Here is a 21,770-nt window from a genome sequence, read left to right as displayed (position 1 = left end):
GGGAAGGCTGCCACGACGGTTCCGACGGCGGCCGATACCCCGGATCCGGTCTTTCCGGTCGTTCCGGTCGCTTGCCGGGACGCAGGACGGCGTGCACGCGCGGAGGCGCTTTTTCGCCTCTCGCGATCATGGCCGAACAATGGCGGCGTGGCCAGTAACCGGACCGCGTGGCCCGGAGTTCCCTTCACGGCGCCGCCGAAGGAGGGCGCGGGGCCGGGGCCGGGGCCGGCGCCGCGCGCCGGAAGCCGCCCGACGGGCTGCGCCCGGGGTCAGCCGGCGGCTGTGGCCCCGGCCGCCGTGATCCGCCGCCGGTGGCGCAGCTCCACGAGCGTGGCGCCGTCGTACACGTCGTCCCTGCTCGCTCCGTCGGCCGCGTACCCCGCCCGCGTGTAGAACCGGCGGCCCGGGTGGTTGTCCCGCAGGACCCAGAGCACCACGGCACGGTTCCCCCGCGCGGCGAGACCCTCATGGGCGGCGGTCAGCAGCGCCCGGCCGAAGCCCCGGCCGATCCGGTCCGGGCGGACATAGAGCGCGTAGATCTCACCCGTGGGGCCCTCCCCGCCGTCCGTGCCCTCCCCGCCGTCCGTGCCCTCCGCGCCGCCGGGGCCGCCGGGCTCCGGGTCCCGGCCCGGCCCCGCCGCGATCCACCCCACGGGGACACCGCCGTCGACGGCCACCAGCTCCACGGCATCCGGCCGCGGCCGGGCGAACCGACCACGCCACCGGACGGCGTCCGCCCCGGGCTCCATCGCGTCCAGGTACGACGCGGGCACGATCCCCGCGTACGCCGATCGCCACCCCTGGGCCCGCAGCGCCGTGACGGCGTCCACGTCGGCCACGGTCATCTCCCGTATCCCCATCCCCATCCCTGTCCCCACCGCTGTTCCTGTCATCGCGCCATGGTGGATCAGGGCCGGTCACCCGGTCCACGGACTTTCCCCGGTCCCGGGCGCCCGCGGGGTCCGTCGCCGCCCGTGCCGTTGTCAGTGGCGGCTGCGATCCTGGCGTACATGAACGGCGACGAACAGATCATGCGGGGCCGGGTCTACGGCGCCGACCACGACGACCCCGACCCCGGGCCGCGCCCCGGCCGGGAGTACGCCGAGCTGGTGGGCGGCCCGCTGGATGGACTGCTGCTCGACGTGACCGGGTGGAGCGCGGCCCGCCGGGGCGAAGGGGCCGCCCTCGCCACCGAGATCGGACGGTACGGACCCGGTGGCCGCGCGGTCTACGGGCCGACGGCGGCGGACCCCCGCAAGTGGGCCTGGCGGGGCGACATCCGGTGACCGGGGGCCGCGGTACCGGGGACGGCGCGTCAGGGAGCGACGGAGCGGAGCGCCGGTACGCCGATCACGGTCACGATGATGCCCCGCTCCGAGAGCCAGCGGCCGGTGAAGCCGTCCACCAGCCGGCCGCCGGGCCCGTGCTCGGGACGCAGGAGGCGCGCGGTGAACGTGCCCGTCACCCGCGCCGCCCCGGCCGCCCCCGAGGAGGCGGTGGATTCGGTGGCGGGGGAGGAGCCGGCGCGGGCGAAGGAGATGTCGGCGTCGTGGAAGTCCAGTTCGGTCCCGAGCAGGGGATACCAGGTCTTGTAGACCGCCTCCTTCGCACTGAAGAGCAGCCGGTCCCCGCAGACCCCGCCGCCGGGCCCGCCCGCGCGCACCCGGTCCAGCTCGCCCGGCAGCGCGATCGCCTCCAGCACCCCGCCGGGCAGCGGCAGATCGGGCTCCGCGTCGATCCCGACGGTCACGAGGTCGACGTCCCGCGCCAGGACGGCGGCCCGGTAGCCGGTGCAGTGGGTCATGCTGCCCACCACCCCGGCGGGCCACCGGGGCGCGTTGCGCACCCCCGGCAGCACCGGGGCCGGTGGCAGCCCCAGGGCCGCCAGGGCCCGCCGCGCACAGGCCCGTACGGTGGTGAACTCCTCCCGCCGCCGGGCCACGGCCTTGGCCACCAGCGTGGCCTCCTCCGGGTGCAGCCGGGCGGACGGGTCCGGACCGAACCGCTCGTCCGCGACCGCCCCGGGCGGCAGCAGTGCCTCGATCACGCCCCCGCCTCCGGGGCCCCGCCGCCCGCCCGCGCCGCCCCCTCCGGACCGGCCACGGGGTGCGGGAGGATCTGCCGCAGCAGGCCCAGCGGATGACCCCGGCGGCGCCATTCGCGCGGATAGCCGATCGACACCTCCTCGAAGCGCACCCCGTCGTACCGGGTGGCCCGGGGTATGTGCAGATGCCCGTAGACCATGGCGGCCACCGGGAACCTGCGGTGCCAGTCGGCCGTCAGGTCGGTCCCGCACCACTGGGCGAACTCGGGGTGCCACAGCACCCGGGTCGGCTCGCGCACCAGCGGATAGTGGTTCACCAGCACCAGCGGCACCGAAGGATCGTGCGCCTGAAGCCGCCGCAGGGTCGTGGCGACCCGGTCCCGGCACCACGCGTCCCGGGTCGGATAGGGGTCCGGATGGAGCAGGAACTCGTCCGTGCACACCACACCCGCCTCGTGCGCCCGCGCCAGCGACTCCTCCTTGGTGAGCGCCTCGGAGGTCCGCCAGCTGTAGTCGTACAGCAGGAAGAGCGGGGCGACGGCCGCCGGGCCGCCCGGCCCCCGCCACACCGGCCACGGATCCTCCGGGGTCAGCACCCCCAGCCCCCGGCACAGCTCCACCAGATGCCGGTAGCGCTCCACCCCGCGCGCCTGGACCGGTTCGTCGCGCATGGTCCACAGCTCGTGGTTGCCGGGCGCCCAGACGACCTTGGCGAACCGCCCGGCGAGCAGACGGAGCGCCCAGGCGATGTCCTCGGTGCGCTCGGCGACGTCGCCGGCGACGAGGAGCCAGTCCCCCTCGTGGGTGGGGTGCAGCGACTCGGTGACGGCCCGGTTGTCGGCCGCCCCGACATGCAGATCGCTCACCGCGAGCAGCCGGGGCCCGGGGGCCGGTGCGGAAGGGGTCGATCCGGAAGGGGCGGAGCCGGACGGTGTGTGCGCCATGGCGGTCCAGACTGACGGGGAGACCCCGGCGTGGTGCGCTGCGGATCCTCCGGTGGACGGGGTTCCGATGCTGCCCCACCCACCCCGGGTGATCAAGGGCGCCCCCGCTTCTCCCCGCCCGGACAACCCTCCTGAGTGAGGGTCAGGCGCGGCAGACCCCGCAGCGGGCTCCCGGCGCTTCGCCCCTGGTGGGGGCGGGCATTACCTCGCACGTAATCGCGCGCCCCCGGGCGGCTGGAACAGACTGACGGCAGGTCGAGGGGACACCCCGAACGACCGCCCCGCAGCCCGACGAGACCGGAGAACTCCATGCCGCGCAACCGCACGATGCTCGCACTCGCCGTCGCCGCCGTCCTGCTGCCCCTCGGGGCGGTACCGGCAGCCGCGGCCGCGGAGTCCGGTCCCCGCACCGGCGCCGCGGCCCAGGAGGGCGCCGCCCCTGCGGCGCTGCCGCAGAACGTGGAGACGTTCATGACCGCCTACCGCGACTGGGGCACGTACCCGAGCACCGCCAAGTACATGAACCTCTTCACCCCTACCGGCACCCTGATGGACTCCGGCCTCGACGCGCCGAAGGAGCGCCCGGGGATCGAGGCGCAGTACAACGCGCTCATGTGCGTGACGGAGAACAGCTACCGCTTCGCCCCCGGCCCGCCCACGTCCTCCCCGAGCGGTGACGTGATCTTCCTCAAGGCGCGCAACACCGGACACGTCAAGCCGGCCGGCACGACGACCCCGATCCCCTTCGACTTCCGGACCATGCACCGCCTGGAGCTGAACGGCTCGCAGGTCCAGCAGGGGCGCCGCTTCTGGGACCAGACCGAGCTGTTCCGGAGCCTGGACCCGACGCTGCCCAGGCTCTTCGAGGGAATGGGCCCCGTCGCCCCGGCCCCGGCGCCCGCCACGGGCCCCGGCGTGACCCCTCCGACCGGCGGCGACCCGGCGCAGCGGCTCCAGGCGTGGAACACCCGTGACGCCGACGCCCTGGTGGACGGCCTGACCGGACCGGTCAGGCTGAGCGGCCCCGGCCTGAACGGTGTCCTTGCGGGCCGGGCGAAGGCCGAGGAGTACCTCACCCGGCTCTTCAGCGGGATGACCGCCCTCCAACTGGCCCCGGGCAACCGGGTCCAGCAGGGCGGCACGACCTTCCAGGAGTGGGTGGGTCACGCCACGGTCGGCGCGGACCGGCCGCCGGTGACCTTCGGGATCGTGGAGAGCTTCACCCGGAACCAGAACGGCGGCACCACCTGGGACCTGTCCTTCGACACCCTGGACCTGGTCGCCTCGCCGGACCGGATCAACAGCCTGCGGGTGCAGCTCTTCGGCTCCCCGACACAGCCCGCCTGCTGACCCTTCCCTCCCCCCACGGCCCCTGGTCTGCGGACATCCGCAGACCAGGGGCCGCCGCCGGCTGCCCGTATGCCCGTACGTCCGTATGCCCCACGGCAGTGGCTCAGCCGGTCTGCGTCCGGTCGGTCGCGGCGTCCGGGTGCTCGCCCAGGTACTCCACCCACGCCTTCTTCGCGCACGGATAGTGCTTCGCGGCCTCCGCGAGACTCCCGAAGTCGTCGAGCGTCGTCCCGAACCGCCGCTGGAGCACGGGATCCCCGAGCCCGCCGCCGGGCGCGAACGCGGTGTGCGCCTGCGCCAGCGAGAACATGTCCGGATAGACCCGCGCCCCCAGATGCTCCAGCGGGACGCGCAGCGCCCACAGGCCCCGGTTGCCCCCGCTCATGGACGGCGACGCGGACATCAGCAGGGTGTGCAGCGCGTTGAAGGGCTGCGGATGGAAACGCGACGTCCAGTCGATCAGGTTCTTCACCGTGCCCGGCATCGACGCGTTGTACTCCGGTGCGGCGACGACCAGGCCGTCGACCCGCTCCAGCTCCTCCCGGAACCGCTCGGCCCCCTTCGGTACCCCCTGCGACGCCTCCACGTCCCCGTCATAGCCGGGAACCGCGAAATCGGAGACGGTCGCCGTCGTGGCCGGACGGCCCTGCCCGGAGAGGGTCTCCGCGGCCAGGGCCGCCAGCCGGGTGTTCAGGGAACCGGCCCGCCCGGAACCGGACAGGACCAGGAAGCGCAGGGCTGCTCCCCGCTGCTGGGTGCTCACACGCGTACGCTACTGCTCCGCGCGCGGAGATCAGTCGCACACCACGCGGACGGTGACCGTCCGTGGATCGTGGTTCGCGTCGACCGGGGACGTCGTCACCGTCCACCCCTGGGCGTCGTCGGTGGGGTACGACGACGTGTCCACCGCGCCCCCCGGGCGGGGCGGACGGTGGCCGGGCCTCAGAAGACCGGGCGCAACCAGGTATTGGCCCACCCCGCGGGGGTGTCGGCCAAGCCCTCCCAGCCGGGCATCGGACGACAGGTCTCGACCGACAGCGTGTCGTACTCGGTGGTGTGCGGATGCTCGCTGGCCCGGTGCGCGCGGGCGGCGGCCATCAGGGGTTCGAGGGGTTCGCCGGTGTCGGCGGCGGTGCTGATGCCCCGGCAGTCCAGACAGCGGATCACATGGAAGACCATCATGGAACGGACAACGAGCAGGGCGCCCCGACGGGTGGCGGTGTCACCCTGATGGAGCCGGGATCCGCCGCCACGCCGCGCCCCGCCACGCCGCGCCCCGCGGCCACGTCACCCCGCCGCCACGTCACCACGGGACCGCGCCGGGGCCGGACGGGCACTGCCCCCGCCCGGCCCCGGCTCCGGGTCCTCACCGCCCGAGCGCCTCCCAGAATCCGCACTGGTGGCGGTCGCCGTACGCGGTCGGCGCGATCCCGCCCGGCCCCGGGGCGAGCGCGAGGACCGTCTCCTCCCGCGCGGTGAACCGGGGCCACGCGGGCGCGTCCGCGGCCCGGGGCACCCCGGTACGGGCGAACGCACCCCAATACCCGCTCATCCGGTCCGCCAACCGCCACTGCTCCGCGGCCAGCCCCGGCCACGGCACCCCGCCCAGATCGAACAGATACGGCAGTTCACTGCCGTGTGCCGCGCCCGAGGGGAAGCCGGCGGGCACCGGCACCACCGCCGGGGCGTCCGGGTCGGCGAACTCGTAGAGGTGCACCGGGGTGTGCCGGGCGAGCAGCCGCCCGGCCGCCAGCGTCGGACAGGCCCAGCTGCGGTCCGTCGACACCGCCGACCACGCCAGCGCCGGCTGCGCGTACGCGGACAGCGGATACCGCCGGGCCACCGTCTCCGCACGGTCGCCGAAGGCCGACCGCAGCAGCTCCCCGTACCCCTGTGCGGTGACCGGCGGTGCGAACGAGACGAACCCCCGCCCCTCGTCACGGGTGGTGCCCAGCAGCACCGGCACCTTCAGGAAGCGGCCCGCGCGCAGCGCGTCGGACGGATGCTCCGGCAGCAGCTCCCCGCCGTACGCCGGGGACCCCGTCTGGCCCATCGCCGACAGCACCTCGGCGGCCGGCCGGGACCGCATGCAGCCCAGCTCGTCGCCTTCGGCGCAGCCCAGCCGCGCCGCCGTCGCCCGGCCGTTCTCCCGGACCCGCTCCAACGGTGTGTACGGGGCGGCCGCCGGCGTCAGCACGGACGGCAGCAGCATCCCGGCGGGCCAGTCGAGGGTGCACGCCCCGGACTGCACTGCGGCCCGGGAGAACAGCCCCCGGGCCGCCGGCGCGGTCAGCAGCGCGCAGACGCTCATGCCGCCCGCCGACTCGCCGGCGACGGTCACCCGCGTCCGGTCGCCCCCGAAGGCGGCGGCGTTGCGCTGGGTCCACCGCAACGCCGCGAGCTGGTCGGCGAGGCCGAACGTGCCCGATCCGCGCAGCCCCGGCAGACCCAGGAAACCGAGCGCCCCCAGCCGGTAGTTGACCGTGACGACCACGACACCCTCCCGGGCCGCCAGCCGCCGCGCGTCGTACAGATCGCCGGACCCGGTGGTGAACCCGCCGCCGTGCAGCCACACCAGCACCGGCAGCGGCTTCGCCCCTCCGCGCTCCGGCGCGGTGACATTGACGAAGAGACAGTCCTCACCGCCCACCGTCCGCGCCCCCTCCACCTGGGTGCAGACCTGACCGGGCGCCGTCGCGTCCGCGACACCGGTCCATGGCCGCGCCGGCCGGGGATCGCGCCAGCGCAACGCGCCCACGGGCGGCTGCGCGTAGGGGATGCCGGAGAACACCCGGGTCTCCCCGGCGTCGGTGCCCCGCACCTTCCCGGTGTCCAGCGTCACCACGGGGCCCTCCGCCGGAGCCCGCCCGCCCGGCACCGGCGCGGTCCCCGCGGCCTGCCCCGTACCCGTCGTCAGCAGCGCGCAGACGCCCAGCGCCAGGGCGAGTGCCCGCAGTCCCCGGGGTCGCCTTCTCTCTCTGTCTGTCATGGGCCCACCGTAAGGACGAACGGGCCCCGGACAGTGCCGAATTTCCCGGATCGGACCCGCTCCGGTGAAGACCGGTGACGAACGGACACCGGGTGCACGCCGGTCGGACGATCGGCGTCCCCCGCCCCGGGGACGGGGCCGGAGCACGCTCCCCGCGCGGATCCCCGTACCACGCGCTGGCGCATTCTGGCCCCCCTGCGGGCCCGTCCCCTGGAGCGATGCATCCGGTACGTCGATTTTCGGCCAACTGCGCCCGGCGCCCCAACCTCAACCGGGTGCCAGGGGGTTCACCCCCCAGGGGACGGTCCCGTCCGCCGCTGCCGACGCGAGGAGGAAGGGTGCTCACCAGAGGCCACGACATCGGTATCGCCGTGCTCGCCGCGTCCGTCGCGGCGGCGCTGCTCACGGAGATGGCCGCCACGGTGCCCAGCGCCCCGGCGGTCCGCGCGGAGAGCACCTCGGCGGCCTGGGAGCCGGGCGCGCCGACGCCGTCCCGGGAGCTGACACTGATCACCGGGGACCGGGTGCGCGTCGGGACCCGGGGCCCGTTCGCGGGGGAGGTCCTGGGGGTACGCCCGGCCCCGGGCCGGGAGCGGATCACCTTTCGGACCAGGACCCACAAGGGCCGCGTGCTGGTCCTGCCCGACGACGCCCGCGGGCTCGTCGACGACGGCCGTCTCGACCCGCGCCTGTTCGACCCGGAGGAGCTGGGACGACCGGCCGGGCGGGTGGCGGCCCCGTCCGGGCCGGGCCCGGACGGCCTGCGGATCGTCGTCCGCTACGGCGGGGGGAGCGCCGCCGGGGCCGCCCGGGCCGCGGTGCGCGCCGCCGACGGGGTCCGGGCCCGCCGGTCGTCCGCCGCCCCCGGCGCCGACGCGGTCACGGTGGGGCACCCCGGTCCTGGCGCGCTGTGGGAGGCGCTCACGGACCCCCGGGGCGACGGGACGCGGACCGTCGCCCCGGGGATCGTCCGGATCCGGTCCGGCGCGGCGGCCCCCTCCTGACCGGGCCGGCGACGCCTCCCGGCCGCCCCGCCGGGCCGGGCTCCCGGCCGGCACTCAGCGCAGCTGTTCGGCCAGTCCGACGATGATGCCGTCCGGGCCGCGCAGGTAGCAGAGGAGATGGCTGTCCTCGAACCGGGCGATCCGGCCGAGGAGTTCGGCGCCGTGGGGGCGCAGACGGGCAACGGTGTCCTCGATGTCGTCGACGGCGAACATGACGCGGTGCGTGCCCAGGACGTTGTGCGGCCGGTCGCGCGGCCCGTCGTCGATCACCGCCGGGCTGCGGTACCGCGCCAGCTCCAGCCGGCTGTGGCCGTCCGGGGTCCGGAGCATCGCGATGTCGCAGCGGACGCCGTCGAGGCCGGTGCACTCATCGGCGAAGAGGCCCTCGACCTGCGTCCTGCCCTCAAGTTCCATACCGAGTTCCACGAAGAACGCGACGGCGGCGGCCACGTCCCCGACGACGATGCCGACGTTGTCCATCCGCTGGATCGCCATGCTGGTCCCTCCTTCGTCCTGGCACGGCCGGTGGTGGCCGCTGACAACCCTTGCCCCGTCACGGTGACTCTCTCCCGGAAGGACCGCCACCGCCCCGCCGCACGCACCCCCGCTCACCCGGCCTGCCGCAACACTCGAACACGCATTCAGGGCCGGCCGATCAGCTCCAGCACCCGGGGCCGGCCCTCGGCGCGTCCCCCGGCGCGGGCCGTGATCCGTACGGTGAAGGAAGGGCTCTGATTCGGGGGCCGACCCGCCCGGACCAGGCGCCGGCACGGGGGTTTCCCTCCCCGTGGTCCCGCGCGCCCGGCGATCACCCGGCGATCACCCGGTGATCCCCCTGACCGCTGACCTTTCACCCCTGAGCAGGGCCCTCCGTCCGGCCCACTCCCGGAGGATAGTCACTCCTCCTGACTATGGCATAGTCATCTCCCCTGACCATGGCGTTGATCGTTCGTTGATCATCCGTCGATGCCGGCCTCGCACGCTCTGCCGTTGTCGGGGTCATGCGGAATCCGCCGGGCCGACGACAGCGAGCGACGAGACAAGGAGCGTTCCCAGAGTGGGAGACAGCACACACGTACGAACACCGGTAGGGGGAGGGCGGTCCGGGACCGGGTCCCGGACCGGGATCATCGCCCTGCTGGCCGGCGCCCTGCTGGCCGGTACGGTGCCGGTGGCCCTGGCCGCCGCTCCGGAGCGCCCCGAGGGGGTGGAAGCACCGGCGGCCGCGGCGACGGCGAAGCCGGCGAAGACCGCCCCGACCGCCCGGACCGCGGCGGGCGTCGCCGGCCTGCCCACCGGCCAGAAGGTCCACATCCAGAACATCCGCAACGGCGCCCAGCTCGGCATGTTCCGCAGGCTCTCCGGCCCGGTCGGTGACCGCGGGGAGTGGCTGGAGGCCCAGACCGCGGCGGGCGAGGAGCAGGGCAAGTACCAGACGTGGCAGGTCGAGGCCGCGACCGGCGGCCATCTGCTGCGCAATGCGGAACTGCCGGAGAAGTGCGTGGTCCGGGACGACGCGGTCGGCGCCGTCCCCGGCCCGTGCACGGACCCGAAGGCGGTCTGGAGCGTCTCCTCGCCCGCCGAGGACGAGTACCGCATCGGCGTACCGGGCAGTGACTCCATGCTCGTCTCCATCGGGGAGGTCCACGCCGACAAGCGCACGGCCCACATGGCTCTGAAGACGCTGGCCGACACCACCGTCACACCCGATCCCAGGATCGGCACCGAGTGGTTCATCACCCCGCTGGCGTGGCCCCGGCAGCCGATGCCGCCGGAGGACCGGCGGACGCTGGAACACATGACGTACCTCACCACGCACAATGCGATGATCAACAGTGAGGACGGCTACGGCATCGACCCTCCCGCCCAGCCGCACTCGATGGCGCGGCAGCTCGCGGACGGCGTACGGGGGCTGATGCCGGATGTGAACAAGTCGGTCGTCGACGGGCGGATCCCGCTCTGCCACGGCGGCCGCTGCGCCGGGACGATCTCCGAGCGCAACAACCTGGACACCCTGCTGAGCACCGTGAAGGGCTTCCTGGACGCCAACCCGAGGGAGATCGTCTCGATCTTCATCGAGGACCAGAGCAGCCTCAGCAACCAGGACTACGAGACCTACGGCCTGAACAAGGTGCCCGGTATCCGGGACCTGCTCTTCGTCCCCGACGACGAGCAGGTCACCGACCCGGCGCTGAAGCAGGGCTGGAACGTCCACACCAACGGCTGGCCGCTGCTCCAGGACATGATCGCCAAGAACAAGCGGCTGCTGATCTTCTCCGGGCACCAGGACCGGGAGAAGCTCGGCTTCCTGCTCGACACCCGCTGGCGGGTGGAGAACTACTGGTCCATGGGCAGCCCGGCCGGCGAGCCCGACTGGGGCTGCTACTCCCGCTGGGGCGGTCGGCCGCTGAGCACCCGCGCCTCGGGCAAGTTCCGGCCGCTGTTCATGATGAACCACTTCCGCCAGTGGCCCACCGCCCCCGTCTCCGCGGTGGACAACGCCCGGCTGAAGGAGCGGGCGGAGAACGTCTGCACCACGGCCGCCCGCCGCAAGCCCAACTTCGTCGCCGTCGACCAGTACAAGGACGGCGACCCGTTCCCGCAGCTCCGGGAGATGAACACCTACTGGTGGCAGGGGCAGCGGGACGCCGGGACGACGCCGGGCACGGGCGACGCCGGTGACCCCTTCGACAGCGCCCCCGACGACCGCGCGCCCAAGCCGGCCGGCTCCGGGCCGCACTCCGCCTGCCGCCCCGACGGCATGGCCGCCACCCCGGGCGTCGACGCCCGCTACTGCGACGTGTACGACACCTCCGGGCGCGAATGGCTCGGCGGCGGCGGCCACGACAAGCGGATCGTCGGCTACTTCAACGCCACCCGCAACGGCACCAACAGCCGGCCGCGCTATCTGGTGAAGAACATCCCCTGGTCGAAGGTCACCCACATCAACTACGCCTTCGCGGGCGTCGCCGGGAACCGGATCTCGATCGGCGACGAGGGCGCCGCGAACAACCCGGCCACCCGGATGACCTGGCCCGGCGTCGAAGGCGCCGAGATGGACCCCGCCTTCGCCTACCAGGGGCACTTCAACCAGCTCGCGAAGTACAAGAAGCGCCATCCGCAGGTGAAATCGCTGATCGCGGTGGGCGGCTGGACCGAGAGCCGCGGCTTCTACGAGATGGCCACCCAGGCCGACGGCTCGGTCAACCGGGCCGGCATCGACGCCTTCGCCGACTCCGTGGTCGCCTTCCTCGACCGCTACGGAGCCGCCTTCGACGGGGTCGACATCGACTACGAGTACCCCACCGCCGTCCCCGACAGCGGCAACCCCGACGACTGGGCGCTCGCCAACCCGCGCCGCAAGGGCCTCCAGGCCGGCTACAACGCGCTGATGAAGACCCTGCGCGAGAAGCTCGACCGGGCGGGCACCGAACGCGGCCGCTACTACCTGCTGACCTCCGCCGCCTCCGCCTCCGGCCATCTGGTGCGCGGCTACGACGGCGGACAGGCCCTCGCCTACCAGGACTTCGTCAATGTCATGACGTACGACCTGCACGGCTCCTGGAACCAGTACGCCGGCCCGCAGGCACCGCTGTACGACGACGGGCGGGACGGCGAGCTGGCCGCGGCCGGGGTCTACGACAGCGCGAAGAACCCCGAGTACGACCGCACCGGCTACTTCAACATCGACTGGGCCTACCACTACTACCGGGGCGCCCTCCAGCCCGGCCGGATCAACCTCGGCATCCCGTACTACACCCGTGGCTGGCGCGATGTGCAGGGCGGCACCGACGGGCTGTGGGGCACGGCCCCCCTGCCCGACCAGGGCCAGTGCCAGCCCGGCACCGGCAGCCGCACCCCCTGCGGCAACGGCGCGGTCGGCATCGACAACCTCTGGCACGACACCAGCAGGGGCCGGGAGGTGGCCGCCGGCGTGAACCCGCTGTGGCACGCCAAGAACCTCCAGGCCGGCACCGTCCCCGGCTATCTCGACGCCTTCGGCCTCGACGCCTCCCGTCCCGAGAACCGGCTCACCGGCACCTACCAGAGCCACTACAGCCCCGCCCTGGAGGCGGGCTGGCTGTGGAACCCGCAGAAGAAGGTCTTCCTCACCACCGAGGACGAGCGGTCCGTCGACGCCAAGACCGGATACATCAGGGCCAACGGCATCGGCGGGGTCATGATGTGGGAGCTGTCCGGCGACTACACCCGTGGCGCGGACGGCACCTACCGCATGGGGTACGACATGACCAGCCGGATCGACCGGGCCCTGCACGGCTCGGGGCCCGCGAAGGCGCAGCGCGCCGGGTCCACCCCGCTGCCGGACCAGGTGCTCGACGTGTCCGTCGAGTTCGCCGACCATCCGACCGCGGAGGGGGATCTGTGGCCGCAGCAGCCCAAGCTGCGGATCACCAACAACAGCGGCCGGCCGCTGCCCTCGGGGACCGAGCTGTCCTTCGACATCCCCACCAGCGCGCCGCCGCTGCTCAAGGACGAGGCATGGCGGGAGATGAGGGACGAGGTGAAGCCGGGCCGCAGCGGGCCCAACACCGGCGGCCTGAAGGCCGACTTCCACCGCGTGACGATCAAGCTCGGCTACTGCGAGGCCGTGCCGGCGCGCGGCACCCGCGACATCGGGATCAAGTACTTCCTGCCGCTGACCGGCCCCGCCAACCTCACCGCGAAGATCGGGGACACCACCTACGGACTCACCCAGGACCGGCGCCGGGGCACCAGCACCGTCGAACCCCCGGCCACCGGCGGCGGGCCCGCCTGCCAGGCCGCGCCCTGGGACACGGGCCGCACCTACAACCCGGCCTGGGCGCCGTTCGCGCTCTGGAAGACCGGGGACCGCTGGAAGATCCAGGACGTCAACAGCGGCAATGTCCTGGACCACCCCGGCAGTTGGACCACCGCGCATCTGGTCGACTCGCAGAACGGCAACGCCAACCAGCTGTGGAACATCACCCCGGCCGGCGGGGGACAGATGCTGATCAAGAGCGCCACCAGCGGCCGGGAGCAGTGCCTGACGGCCACCGGCCTGCTGGCCGAGCTGGCCGTCCGCACCTGTGACCAAAGCCCCGGACAGCGGTGGCAGTTCAGCGACGAGAAGGGGAACCCGGCCCTGGCCCTTCCCGGCGACGGCCGGCCGCACGGCCTGAAGTCGGCAGGCGGCTTCGTCATGGAACCGCGCAACAGCGGTATCAGCCCCGGGACCAAGGTGGTCGCGGGCGACCCGGGAGGGATGACCCGCACGGTCGTCTCGTACGGCGGGTACTACTGGAAGGCCAAGTTCTGGACCAAGGGCAACGTGCCCGACGCGGCCGACCCGCAGAACGCCTGGGCCCGCCTGGGCAAGGTCGCCTGACCCCTGCAGGGGAAGGGCTGACGGCCCGCCCGGACATCGTGTCCGGGCGGGCCTCGCGCCTGCCTACTCCTGCCCGGCCGCCGGGCGGTAGACGCACACCTGCGTGCCCGTGCCCGCGGTCTCGGCGGAGACCAGCTCCAGCGGGCGCAGCGCGCCGCCGCTCGGGAAGATGGACTTTCCGCCGCCGAGCAGCACCGGAATGACCATCAGCCGCAACTCGTCCACCAGCCCCGCGTCCAGCATGCCGCGCACCAGGGTGGGGCTCCCCATGACCAGCAGGTCCCCGCCCTCGCCGGCGCGCAGCTCGCGGATCCGGTCCAGGGCCCCGCCGTCGGCGGCGGGGATCAGCCGGGAGTTGTGCCAGGTGAGCGCGGACTCCTCCAGGGTGCCGGAGACCACGTACTTCGGCAGCGCGTTCATCCGGTCGGCGAAGGGGTCACCGGCCCGCTCGGGCCAGGCGTCGGCCATCGTCCGCCAGGTGCGGCGGCCGAAGAGCAGCGCGTCGGCAGCCCTCAAGGTCCCGTCGATGGCGCCGCCCATCACCTCCGGGTCGAAGAACGGGTGCGACCAGCCGCCGTGGGCGAAGCCGCCATCGGTGTCCTCCTGCGGGCCGCCCGGTGCCTGCACCACTCCGTCCAGGCTGATGAACTCACTGACCACGATGCGCATGACGACGCTCCTCCTGCTGTGCCTTGTGCTGAATCCGAGATGTGTTGCGATACCGCGAAGCTGCGGTGTGTACGGCAGGGGAGACCGGCGTGCCGCCGGAAGATCATCGCATCCCCGCTGTGATCCGGGACACAGGTGGGGCCGGGCCCGGACCTCCCCGTGTCGGACCCGCCCTCTCCCGCCCCTCTCCCGCGCCCCTGTCAGTGGGCCTCGTCCAGCCGGGCGAGAGCGCGCCCGGCTGGTCCGTGCGCCGGCGCGGACAGCTGTGGCTGTACCGGAGGACTTCGCAGCCGGGCAGCCCGGCCGCCTCCCGCTTCCCCCGGGGCCGCCCGCAAGTGCCCGGATCCGGCGTGTTCGTGGGGCACCTCACGTTTGGGGCGGGCGCCACCCGCGTTTCATGGCGTGTACGTGTCATCCATGTGACGCATGGGTGCGGCCCCTTGTGCAATTCCTATGCGACCGACAATCTTTGAGTCAGCGGCAGATTGACATGGTCATGGTTGACATGCTCGCGTCATGCGCCCTGAGCTGCCCTGATGTCCACACGACCGTAGGCCTCGTCGTCACCGCAGGCGAAGGAGGCCCCCGGTTCCCCCCACCGCACCAGCAACGAGGAGGACCCTCAGATGGAACTCACGCGTCACACCGGTCAGTCGAGCCCCGTCCGCCGCCGGCGTCTGCTCACCCCGCTGGGTGCCGCCGTCGCGGGCGCCCTCACGCTCGGGCTCATGACCGCACTCCCCGCGACCGCCGCCACCGCGCCCGAGGCGCGCGAGGGCCGCATCGTCGACGCGGGGGCGCCCGGCGCCATCAAGAACAGCTATATCGTCACCCTCCGCGACAGCCAGGTGCGGGCCGGTTCCGCCGAGGGCAGGGCGCTGGCCAGGGAGTACGGCGCGAAGATCAAGCGCACCTACACCACCGCGCTCAACGGTTACGCCGTCCAGCTCTCCGAGGCCCAGGCGAGGAAGCTGGCGGCCGACCCGGCGGTCGCCGCCGTCGCGCAGGACCAGACCGTCCGTATCCAGGCGACCCAGACCAACCCGCCCTCCTGGGGCCTGGACCGCATCGACCAGAAGCTGCTGCCGCTGAACCGCAGCTACACCTACCCGGACCACGCCGGCGCGGCCACCACCGCGTACGTCATCGACACCGGTGTCCGCATCTCCCACAGCGAGTTCGGCGGGCGGGCCTTCAACGGATACGACGCCGTCGACAACGACAACGTCGCCCAGGACGGCAACGGCCACGGCACCCATGTCGCGGGCACGGTCGCCGGAGCCTCCTACGGTGTCGCCAAGCGGGCCCGGATCGTCGGCGTCCGCGTGCTCAACAACAGTGGCTCCGGCACCACCGCGCAGGTCGTCGCCGGTATCGACTGGGTGGCCCGGAACGCGGTCCGGCCCGCTGTCGCCAATCTGAGCCTCGGCGGCGGCGCCAACACCACCATCGACACGGCCGTACGGCGGCTGGTCGCCGCCGGTGTCACCACGGCCGTGGCGGCGGGCAACAGCAACGCCAACGCCTCCGGCTTCTCCCCGGCGCGGGTGGGCGAGGCGATCACGGTCGGCTCGACCACCAGCACGGACGCCCGGTCCAGCTTCTCCAACTACGGCGCGGTCCTGGACCTCTTCGCCCCGGGCAGCTCCATCGCCTCGGCCTGGCACACCAATGACACGGCGACCAACACGATCTCCGGTACGTCGATGGCGGCCCCGCACGCCGCCGGCGCCGCCGCGATCTACCTGACGTCGAACCCGGCGGCCACCCCGGCGCAGGTCTCCGCCGCGCTGGTGGCGGCGTCCAGCACCGGCGTCGTCACCAACCCCGGCCCGGGCTCGCCCAACCGCCTGCTGAACATCACCGGCTGACCCACCCGCCGGCCCACCGGCTGACACACCGAACGCCGCCGGACCGTCGCTCCCCGACGGTCCGGCGGCTCGCTGTCGCCTCCCGCACCGGCCGCGCGGCTACGGGGGCATGAGGTCAGGCGGTCGTCACGCCGCCGGCGGGCCGTCGAGCAGCACCCGCAGCCGGTCGAAGTCGTTGGCGATGAAGGAGGTGTGCGGCACCGGGACGCGGTCCGGCTCCGCGAGCGCCAGCCGGGGGAAGCGGTCGAAGAGCGCCGGCAGCGCGACCAGCGCCTCCATCCGGGCGAGCGGCGCTCCGAGGCAGAAGTGGATGCCGTGCCCGAAGGCGAGGTGCGCCTTGTCGGCACGGTCCATGTGGAAGTCCTCGGCGTGCTCGTGGACGGCGGGATCCAGGCCCGCCGCGCCGAAACCGAGGATGACGGCGTCCCCGGCCGCGATCACACAGCCGTCGCCCAGGTCGACGTCCTCCCGGGCGAACCGGAGCGGCAGATGGACCACCGGCGGATGGAGCCGCAGGGTCTCCTCCACGACCTCGGGCCAGCCGGCCGGATCCGCCCGGACGGCCGCGAGCTGCGCGGGGTGCCGCAGCAGTTCGTGGATGGCGTGCGTGAGCAGGGCGACGGTGGTCTGGGTGCCCGCGCCGATCATCAGATTGAGGGTGGAGATGACCTGCTTCTCGGTGAGCCGGTCGCCCTCGTGCTCGCTCAGCAGCAGACTCGTCAGATCGTCGCCGGGCGTCGCCCGCCGGGCCTCGACCAGATCCTCCAGAGCGGTGTGGGTCTCGCTCCCGTGCCGCCGGGACGTCTCGGCGTCGATGCCGGTGACCAGGGCGACGCCCATCGCCTCCAGCAGCGCGGGCCGCAGGTCGTCCGGGACCCCGAACAGGTCGCACATCAGCCGCGCCGGGATCGCGTCGGTGAAATGGGCCCGGATGTCGACCGGCTCCCCCGGTGCCCCGGCCGCCAGCCGGTCGAGGAGCGCGGCGACGATGGCCTCCACCCGGATGCGCAGCCCGTCCAGCCGGCGCGGGGAGAAGAGGGGGCCGAGCATCTTCCGGAGCCGGGTGTGCTCCGCTCCCTCGCTCGTCGCCATGGACCGCATGTCGACCCAGACGGAGAGCCAGGCGACCTTCCCCGGCCGGTATCCGGGCCAGACACCCCGGGCGTCCCGGGAGAGCCGGGGGTCCGCCGCGAGCCGGCGCACGACGTCCCCCCGGGTGACGGACCAGGCGACGACTCCCTCCGGCAGGCGGACCTGTACGGCAGGGCCCGCGGAACGGAGTTCGTGGAGCTGTGCGTAGAGCCGGTCCCCGCCGCCGCTGTCGAGCACCGGGGTGTGGCTGGTCTTCGCGCCGGTCATGGCGGAGCCTCCTGACGGAGTGGTCGCTGACGCTCGTGCCGGGCCCTCACCCGCCGGGCGCCCGGGACCTGTCGTCCCGCGGAGGGCCCATCTGTCATTGTGCGGGACCCCGTCCGGCGAACCAAGGGTGCCGGACGGGGGGATATCCCCCCGAAGGGGCGATGTGCCCACGGGGCGAGGCGGTACGGGCCGGCCGCACCGCCTCGCCACCGCGTCACCGGTCATCGGCGGTCACCGGTCAGGGGAGCAGCCGCACTCCCTGGTCGGTGAGGTCGTAGCGGGCCGCGACCACGGACAGCCGTCCGTCGGCGACCCGGGGCGCGAGGTCGGGCTTTGCCGCCAGCTGGTCCCGTACGAGCCGGGCCTGCGCGTCGGTCGTGGCCCGCACCCGGGCGTCGCCCACCTGGCCGTGGTCGATCGCGGGCCATATTCGCTCGGCCAGGTACTGGATGCTGCCGGGCAGGGGCTGCCCCGTCTGCTCCGCCTCGATGGCGGCCTTGACCGCACCGCAGGACTCGTGGCCGAGGACCACGATCAGGGGGATGTTGAGGGCCAGCACCCCGTACTCGACGCTGCCGACGACGGCCTCGTCGAGCACGCCGGCCGCCGAACGCGCGGTCAGCAGGTCCCCGAGCCCCTGGTCGAAGACCAGCTCCGGCGGGACCCGGGAGTCCACACAGCCGAGCACGATCGCGAACGGGGCCTGCCCGGCGATCGCCCGCTGCCGGGCGGCGGTGCCGTGGTTGGGGTAACGCTGACGCAGGGTGCGCCAGCGGCGGTTGCCCTCCAGGAGGGTCTGGAGTGCGACGCGGGGGGTATGGGCCGACGGTGGGGGTGACGCGGACGGGTGGGCCGCGGCCGTGGCCGCACCGGCGCCCAGGACGCCCACGGCGCCCATGGCACCGAGGACCGAGGCCCCGCCGACCGCCGCGCGCAGCACACTGCGGCGTCCCGAGCCGTCGCCCGGCCCCCGGTCCGTCATGCGGTCCGTCATCCGGCCCGTCGTCGGTTCGTCACGGTGAAGTCGCTCATGGTTCGCTGTCATGGCCTGGAAGGTAGAGCCGCGATCATGTTCGAAGCTCGTCTTCACATTCTTATGACAATCTGTTCATCTTCATGAAAGGTCTCTCATCACCCGCAGGTCACCGGGGAGTTGGAATCCCGCCTCCCCCCACCGGCGGCCACCCGCGGGGCCATCCCGGTGCTTGTCCGCCCGGCGGGCACCGGCTACCCTCCGCCCTGTGATCTGCTCCTGCCCCGCCGCGAACCGGACCCGCCGCGCCTGATGGCGGCGACCGTCCCCGTACGCCGCCGCGCCACCGGTCCCCCTGACGACCCCGGGCACGGAGACGATTCCGCGTTCACCACCTGGGCGGAGTCGTTCATCCCTGACGCCTGACGCCTGACGCCTGACGCCTGACGCCTGACGCCTGACGCCTGACGCCTGACGCCTGACGCCTGACGCCTGACGCCTGACGCCTGACGCCTGCTGGGCCCGCCCCGGACCGGAAGAAGTACCGGTCCGGGGCAGGCCGGGCGCCGGCCGGTGGTACGGCAGCCGGAGGTACCGCCTACGCCGACGGCCGCTTCGACGCACCGGACACCCCGGACGCCCCGCCGCCGCCGCTCGCCTCCCCCTCCCGTACCGCCCACTCCACCCGCAGCGGCAGCCGCTTGGCCCCGATGGTGTGCCGGGGGTCCTCGAAGACCACCGGCCCGTCCACCGCGAACTCCCGCCACCTGCGCAGCAGGACCCGCAGCGCGACGGTCAGCTCCAGCCGGGCCAGCGCGGCGCCCAGGCAGTAGTGGATGCCCCGGCCCAGCGCCAGATGCCGGCCCGGCGTACGGGCGATGTCGAAGGAGTCCGCCCGGGCGAAGGCCCGCTCGTCCAGATTGGCCGAGGCCAGCCAGACCATGACGATCTCGTCCGGCGGGATGGTGACCCCGCCCACCACGGCCGGCGCGGTCGTCCGGCGCGGCGCCGCCGGCAACTGCCCCCGGTAGCGCATCACTTCCTCCACGGCCGTCCCCAGCAGGGCCGGATCCGCGCGCAGCCGGGCCGTCTCCCCGGGCCGGTCCGCCAGCAGCAGCAGGGCGCTGCTCAGCAGCATCGTGGTGGTGATGTGCCCGGCGACCAGCAGAAAGCCGCACACCCCGAGGATCTCCTCGTCGGCGAGGCGCGCGCCGCCCTCGCTCACCCCGGTCAGCACACTGATCAGATCGTCCCCGGGGCGGGCCCGCCGCTCGCGGATGATGTCCAGGAAGTAGGCGTTCATCTCCGCGATGGCGGGCTCCACCGTCGCCAGCATCGCGGGCGTCGCCACGAGCACCGGCTCATCGCCCCGCCCCTGGAAGAAGAGAGCTTCCGACCAGACACGGAAGCGGGCCCGGTCGACGACCGGGATCCGCAGGACGTCGGCGATGACCGCCAGCGGCAGCGGATAGGCGAAGTCCTCGATGAACTCGGTCCGCCCCGACCCGCCCAGCGCGTCCAGCAGCTCCCCTGCGATCCGCTCGATCCGGGGCGCGAGACCCGCCACGAGCCGGGGGGTGAACGCCTTGCTCACCAGCGTGCGCAACTGCTGGTGGCGCGGCGGGTCGAAGCCGAGGAAGGCGCCCCGCGCCACCGTCGCGAACGCCTCCGGCTGCGGTATCAGCGACCGCAGATCGGAGGAGAAGAGCCGGTGGTCGCCGAGGACCGCCACCGCGTCCTCGTGCCGGAAGACATGCCAGTAGCCGAGCGCCGAGTCATGGTGGACCGGCGCGTGCTCCCGCATGAACGCCCACCACCCCATCAGCGCCGCGTGCGTGGGGTCCTGGTCGGCGAGGGCGAGGGACACCGGCGGCCCCGGGGCACCGCCCCGCCCGTCAGTGCGCACCGGACCTCCCCGGAGCGGTACGCAGGATCCCCGCCAGGGCGCCGACCGCGCGGTCGATGTCCCCGGCCGAGTTCAGCACCCCCGGGGAGAACCGGACGGCGCTGTCGCGGTACGGGGTCTGCCCGGCCATGATCCGCTCCTGCTCCAGCGCGGCGACCACCTCGGCGGGATCGCGCCCCACGGCGTCGAAGCAGACGATGCCCGCCCGCAGCGCGGGGTCCGCCGGGGTGCGCACGACGACGCCGTCGAGCCCGGCCAGCCGCTCCCGGCAGTACCCGGTGAGTTCCGCGATCCGTTCCGCGACCCGCGCCTTGCCCAGCGTCAGCTGGAAGTCGAACGCCTCCGCCAGCGCCCAGCGGTGCTCGAACGCGGGAAAGCCCCCGGGGCTGCACCGCCGGGCGGCCGGCGCCTCGGCGTCCGGGTCACGGCCGAGATACCACGGCCAGAACACCTCCACGTCGAAGGAGGTGACGATGGGCCGCACCGCCGACCAGCCCCGGGCACTGCCCCACACCACCCCGGTCCCGCGCGGCCCGAAGAGCCACTTGTGGCAGCCCGCCACCAGGAAGTCGCAGCCGAGGCCGGTGACCCCGAAGTCCTCCACCCCCAGGGCGTGCACCGCGTCGACGCAGATCAGGACCTCACGGCCGGGCGGCCGGCCGGCGTTGACCCGGGCCACGGCGGCGCCGATCCGGGCCAGCGGCAGCTTCACCCCCGTACCCGAGTGCACCCAGGTCAGGACGAGCAGCCGGGTGGCAGCGCCGATGCCCCGCACGACCGCGTCCACGATCGCGTCGGCATCGGCACGGGCCGGGTCGTCGTAGAGCCGCAGCGTACGGTGGGACGCGCCGTCCGCCGCCGCCTTGAAACGGATCAGCTCACGGGCCGCGTAGTGCTCGTGCACGGTGCTCAGGATCTCGTCGCCGGGAGCGAGCCGCAGCCCGGTGATGACGACCGCGAGACCGGCGGTGGTGCTCTCGGTGAGGGCGATCGTGTCGGGCTCCGCCCCCAGATGGGCCCCGGCCCGCTCCAGCACCCGGCGCACCTGTTCGTCGCGCCGGTGGAAGTGGAGCGCCGGATTGCGGTCCAGCAGCCCGCGGTGCCGGGCTATCGCCTCGCGCACCGGACGCGGATGGGGCGCCAGCAGGGACAGCGCCAGATGCACATAGTCGGGATCCAGGTCGAACTGCCGCCGTGCCCAGTCCCAGTCCGCGCCGGGAGTGCCGTGCGCGGGCGCCCCGGCGGCGGTGGTGTCGATGCTCATCGTGCCTCCTTCCTTGAGGAGTTGTCGGT

Annotated in this window: 17 protein-coding genes; 5 read left to right on the top strand and 12 right to left on the bottom strand. The window is 73.7% G+C overall.

All coding sequences use genetic code 11. The features are described from left to right. Positions 1 to 269 precede the first annotated feature (269 nt). The gene (locus SYYSPA8_RS21620; RefSeq protein ID WP_323448909.1) at positions 270 to 893 is read right to left on the bottom strand and encodes a GNAT family N-acetyltransferase; all 624 of its coding nucleotides are present in this window, start codon (positions 891 to 893) and stop codon (positions 270 to 272) included. 117 nt (positions 894 to 1,010) lie between these two features. Between SYYSPA8_RS21620 and SYYSPA8_RS21615 the strand changes: the two genes are divergently transcribed. Then, positions 1,011 to 1,286, top strand: coding sequence for a hypothetical protein (locus SYYSPA8_RS21615; RefSeq protein ID WP_323448908.1), 276 nt, complete (start codon positions 1,011 to 1,013; stop codon positions 1,284 to 1,286). A 29-nt stretch (positions 1,287 to 1,315) separates the two neighbouring features. Here the strand turns inward: SYYSPA8_RS21615 and SYYSPA8_RS21610 are convergent, their stop codons facing one another. Next, positions 1,316 to 2,047 carry a 4'-phosphopantetheinyl transferase family protein gene (locus SYYSPA8_RS21610; RefSeq protein ID WP_323448907.1) on the bottom strand — a complete coding sequence of 244 codons (732 nt, stop codon included), beginning with the start codon at positions 2,045 to 2,047 and terminating at the stop codon, positions 1,316 to 1,318. After that, a complete protein-coding gene (locus SYYSPA8_RS21605; RefSeq protein WP_323448906.1) occupies positions 2,044 to 2,988 on the bottom strand; it encodes a metallophosphoesterase family protein in 945 nt (314 codons plus the stop codon). Before SYYSPA8_RS21605 ends, SYYSPA8_RS21610 begins: the two co-directional genes overlap by 4 nt. 309 nt (positions 2,989 to 3,297) lie before the next feature. Between SYYSPA8_RS21605 and SYYSPA8_RS21600 the strand changes: the two genes are divergently transcribed. After that, positions 3,298 to 4,338 (top strand): nuclear transport factor 2 family protein, encoded by a 1,041-nt coding sequence (locus SYYSPA8_RS21600; protein WP_323448905.1) that lies wholly within the window; start codon positions 3,298 to 3,300, stop codon positions 4,336 to 4,338. A gap of 103 nt (positions 4,339 to 4,441) precedes the next feature. Here the strand turns inward: SYYSPA8_RS21600 and SYYSPA8_RS21595 are convergent, their stop codons facing one another. From SYYSPA8_RS21595 to SYYSPA8_RS21585, 3 genes are all read right to left on the bottom strand, one after another. After that, positions 4,442 to 5,101 carry an NADPH-dependent FMN reductase gene (locus SYYSPA8_RS21595; RefSeq protein WP_323448904.1) on the bottom strand — a complete coding sequence of 220 codons (660 nt, stop codon included), beginning with the start codon at positions 5,099 to 5,101 and terminating at the stop codon, positions 4,442 to 4,444. A gap of 179 nt (positions 5,102 to 5,280) precedes the next feature. Continuing rightward, the gene (locus tag SYYSPA8_RS21590) at positions 5,281 to 5,520 is read right to left on the bottom strand and encodes a hypothetical protein (RefSeq protein ID WP_323448903.1); all 240 of its coding nucleotides are present in this window, start codon (positions 5,518 to 5,520) and stop codon (positions 5,281 to 5,283) included. A gap of 184 nt (positions 5,521 to 5,704) precedes the next feature. Beyond that, positions 5,705 to 7,327, bottom strand: a complete 1,623-nt coding sequence (locus SYYSPA8_RS21585) for a carboxylesterase/lipase family protein (RefSeq protein WP_323448902.1) — start codon at positions 7,325 to 7,327, stop codon at positions 5,705 to 5,707. Positions 7,328 to 7,665: 338 nt separating this feature from the next. Between SYYSPA8_RS21585 and SYYSPA8_RS21580 the strand changes: the two genes are divergently transcribed. After that, positions 7,666 to 8,331 (top strand): hypothetical protein, encoded by a 666-nt coding sequence (locus tag SYYSPA8_RS21580; protein ID WP_323448901.1) that lies wholly within the window; start codon positions 7,666 to 7,668, stop codon positions 8,329 to 8,331. A 54-nt stretch (positions 8,332 to 8,385) separates the two neighbouring features. Here SYYSPA8_RS21580 and SYYSPA8_RS21575 read toward each other — a convergent pair whose 3' ends face one another. Beyond that, positions 8,386 to 8,826, bottom strand: a complete 441-nt coding sequence (locus tag SYYSPA8_RS21575; RefSeq protein ID WP_323448900.1) for a VOC family protein — start codon at positions 8,824 to 8,826, stop codon at positions 8,386 to 8,388. 562 nt (positions 8,827 to 9,388) lie between these two features. On the opposite strand from SYYSPA8_RS21575, the gene SYYSPA8_RS21570 reads away from it, so the two are divergent. Continuing rightward, positions 9,389 to 13,699, top strand: a complete 4,311-nt coding sequence (locus SYYSPA8_RS21570) for a glycosyl hydrolase family 18 protein (protein WP_323448899.1) — start codon at positions 9,389 to 9,391, stop codon at positions 13,697 to 13,699. Between the two features lie 63 nt (positions 13,700 to 13,762). Here SYYSPA8_RS21570 and SYYSPA8_RS21565 read toward each other — a convergent pair whose 3' ends face one another. Continuing rightward, entirely contained in the window at positions 13,763 to 14,368 is a 606-nt protein-coding gene (locus tag SYYSPA8_RS21565) for a dihydrofolate reductase family protein (protein WP_323448898.1), read from the bottom strand. Between the two features lie 626 nt (positions 14,369 to 14,994). Between SYYSPA8_RS21565 and SYYSPA8_RS21560 the strand changes: the two genes are divergently transcribed. Continuing rightward, complete coding sequence (locus SYYSPA8_RS21560) at positions 14,995 to 16,239, top strand: S8 family peptidase (protein WP_407706048.1); 1,245 nt, start codon at positions 14,995 to 14,997, stop codon at positions 16,237 to 16,239. 126 nt (positions 16,240 to 16,365) lie between these two features. Here SYYSPA8_RS21560 and SYYSPA8_RS21555 read toward each other — a convergent pair whose 3' ends face one another. From SYYSPA8_RS21555 to SYYSPA8_RS21540, 4 genes are all read right to left on the bottom strand, one after another. Then, positions 16,366 to 17,598, bottom strand: a complete 1,233-nt coding sequence (locus SYYSPA8_RS21555) for a cytochrome P450 family protein (protein WP_323448897.1) — start codon at positions 17,596 to 17,598, stop codon at positions 16,366 to 16,368. A gap of 238 nt (positions 17,599 to 17,836) precedes the next feature. Beyond that, entirely contained in the window at positions 17,837 to 18,643 is an 807-nt protein-coding gene (locus SYYSPA8_RS21550; RefSeq protein WP_323448896.1) for a carbonic anhydrase, read from the bottom strand. A 526-nt stretch (positions 18,644 to 19,169) separates the two neighbouring features. Further along, positions 19,170 to 20,477, bottom strand: a complete 1,308-nt coding sequence (locus SYYSPA8_RS21545) for a cytochrome P450 (RefSeq protein ID WP_323448895.1) — start codon at positions 20,475 to 20,477, stop codon at positions 19,170 to 19,172. Beyond that, a complete protein-coding gene (locus SYYSPA8_RS21540) occupies positions 20,467 to 21,741 on the bottom strand; it encodes an aminotransferase class V-fold PLP-dependent enzyme (RefSeq protein WP_323448894.1) in 1,275 nt (424 codons plus the stop codon). The genes SYYSPA8_RS21545 and SYYSPA8_RS21540 overlap by 11 nt, the downstream gene beginning before the upstream one ends. Positions 21,742 to 21,770: the final 29 nt, after the last annotated feature.

The sequence above is a fragment of the Streptomyces yaizuensis genome (assembly GCF_034961445.1).
In the GTDB taxonomy this organism is placed as follows: domain Bacteria; phylum Actinomycetota; class Actinomycetes; order Streptomycetales; family Streptomycetaceae; genus Streptomyces; species Streptomyces yaizuensis.
This window is presented reverse-complemented; position numbering and strand designations above follow the sequence as displayed.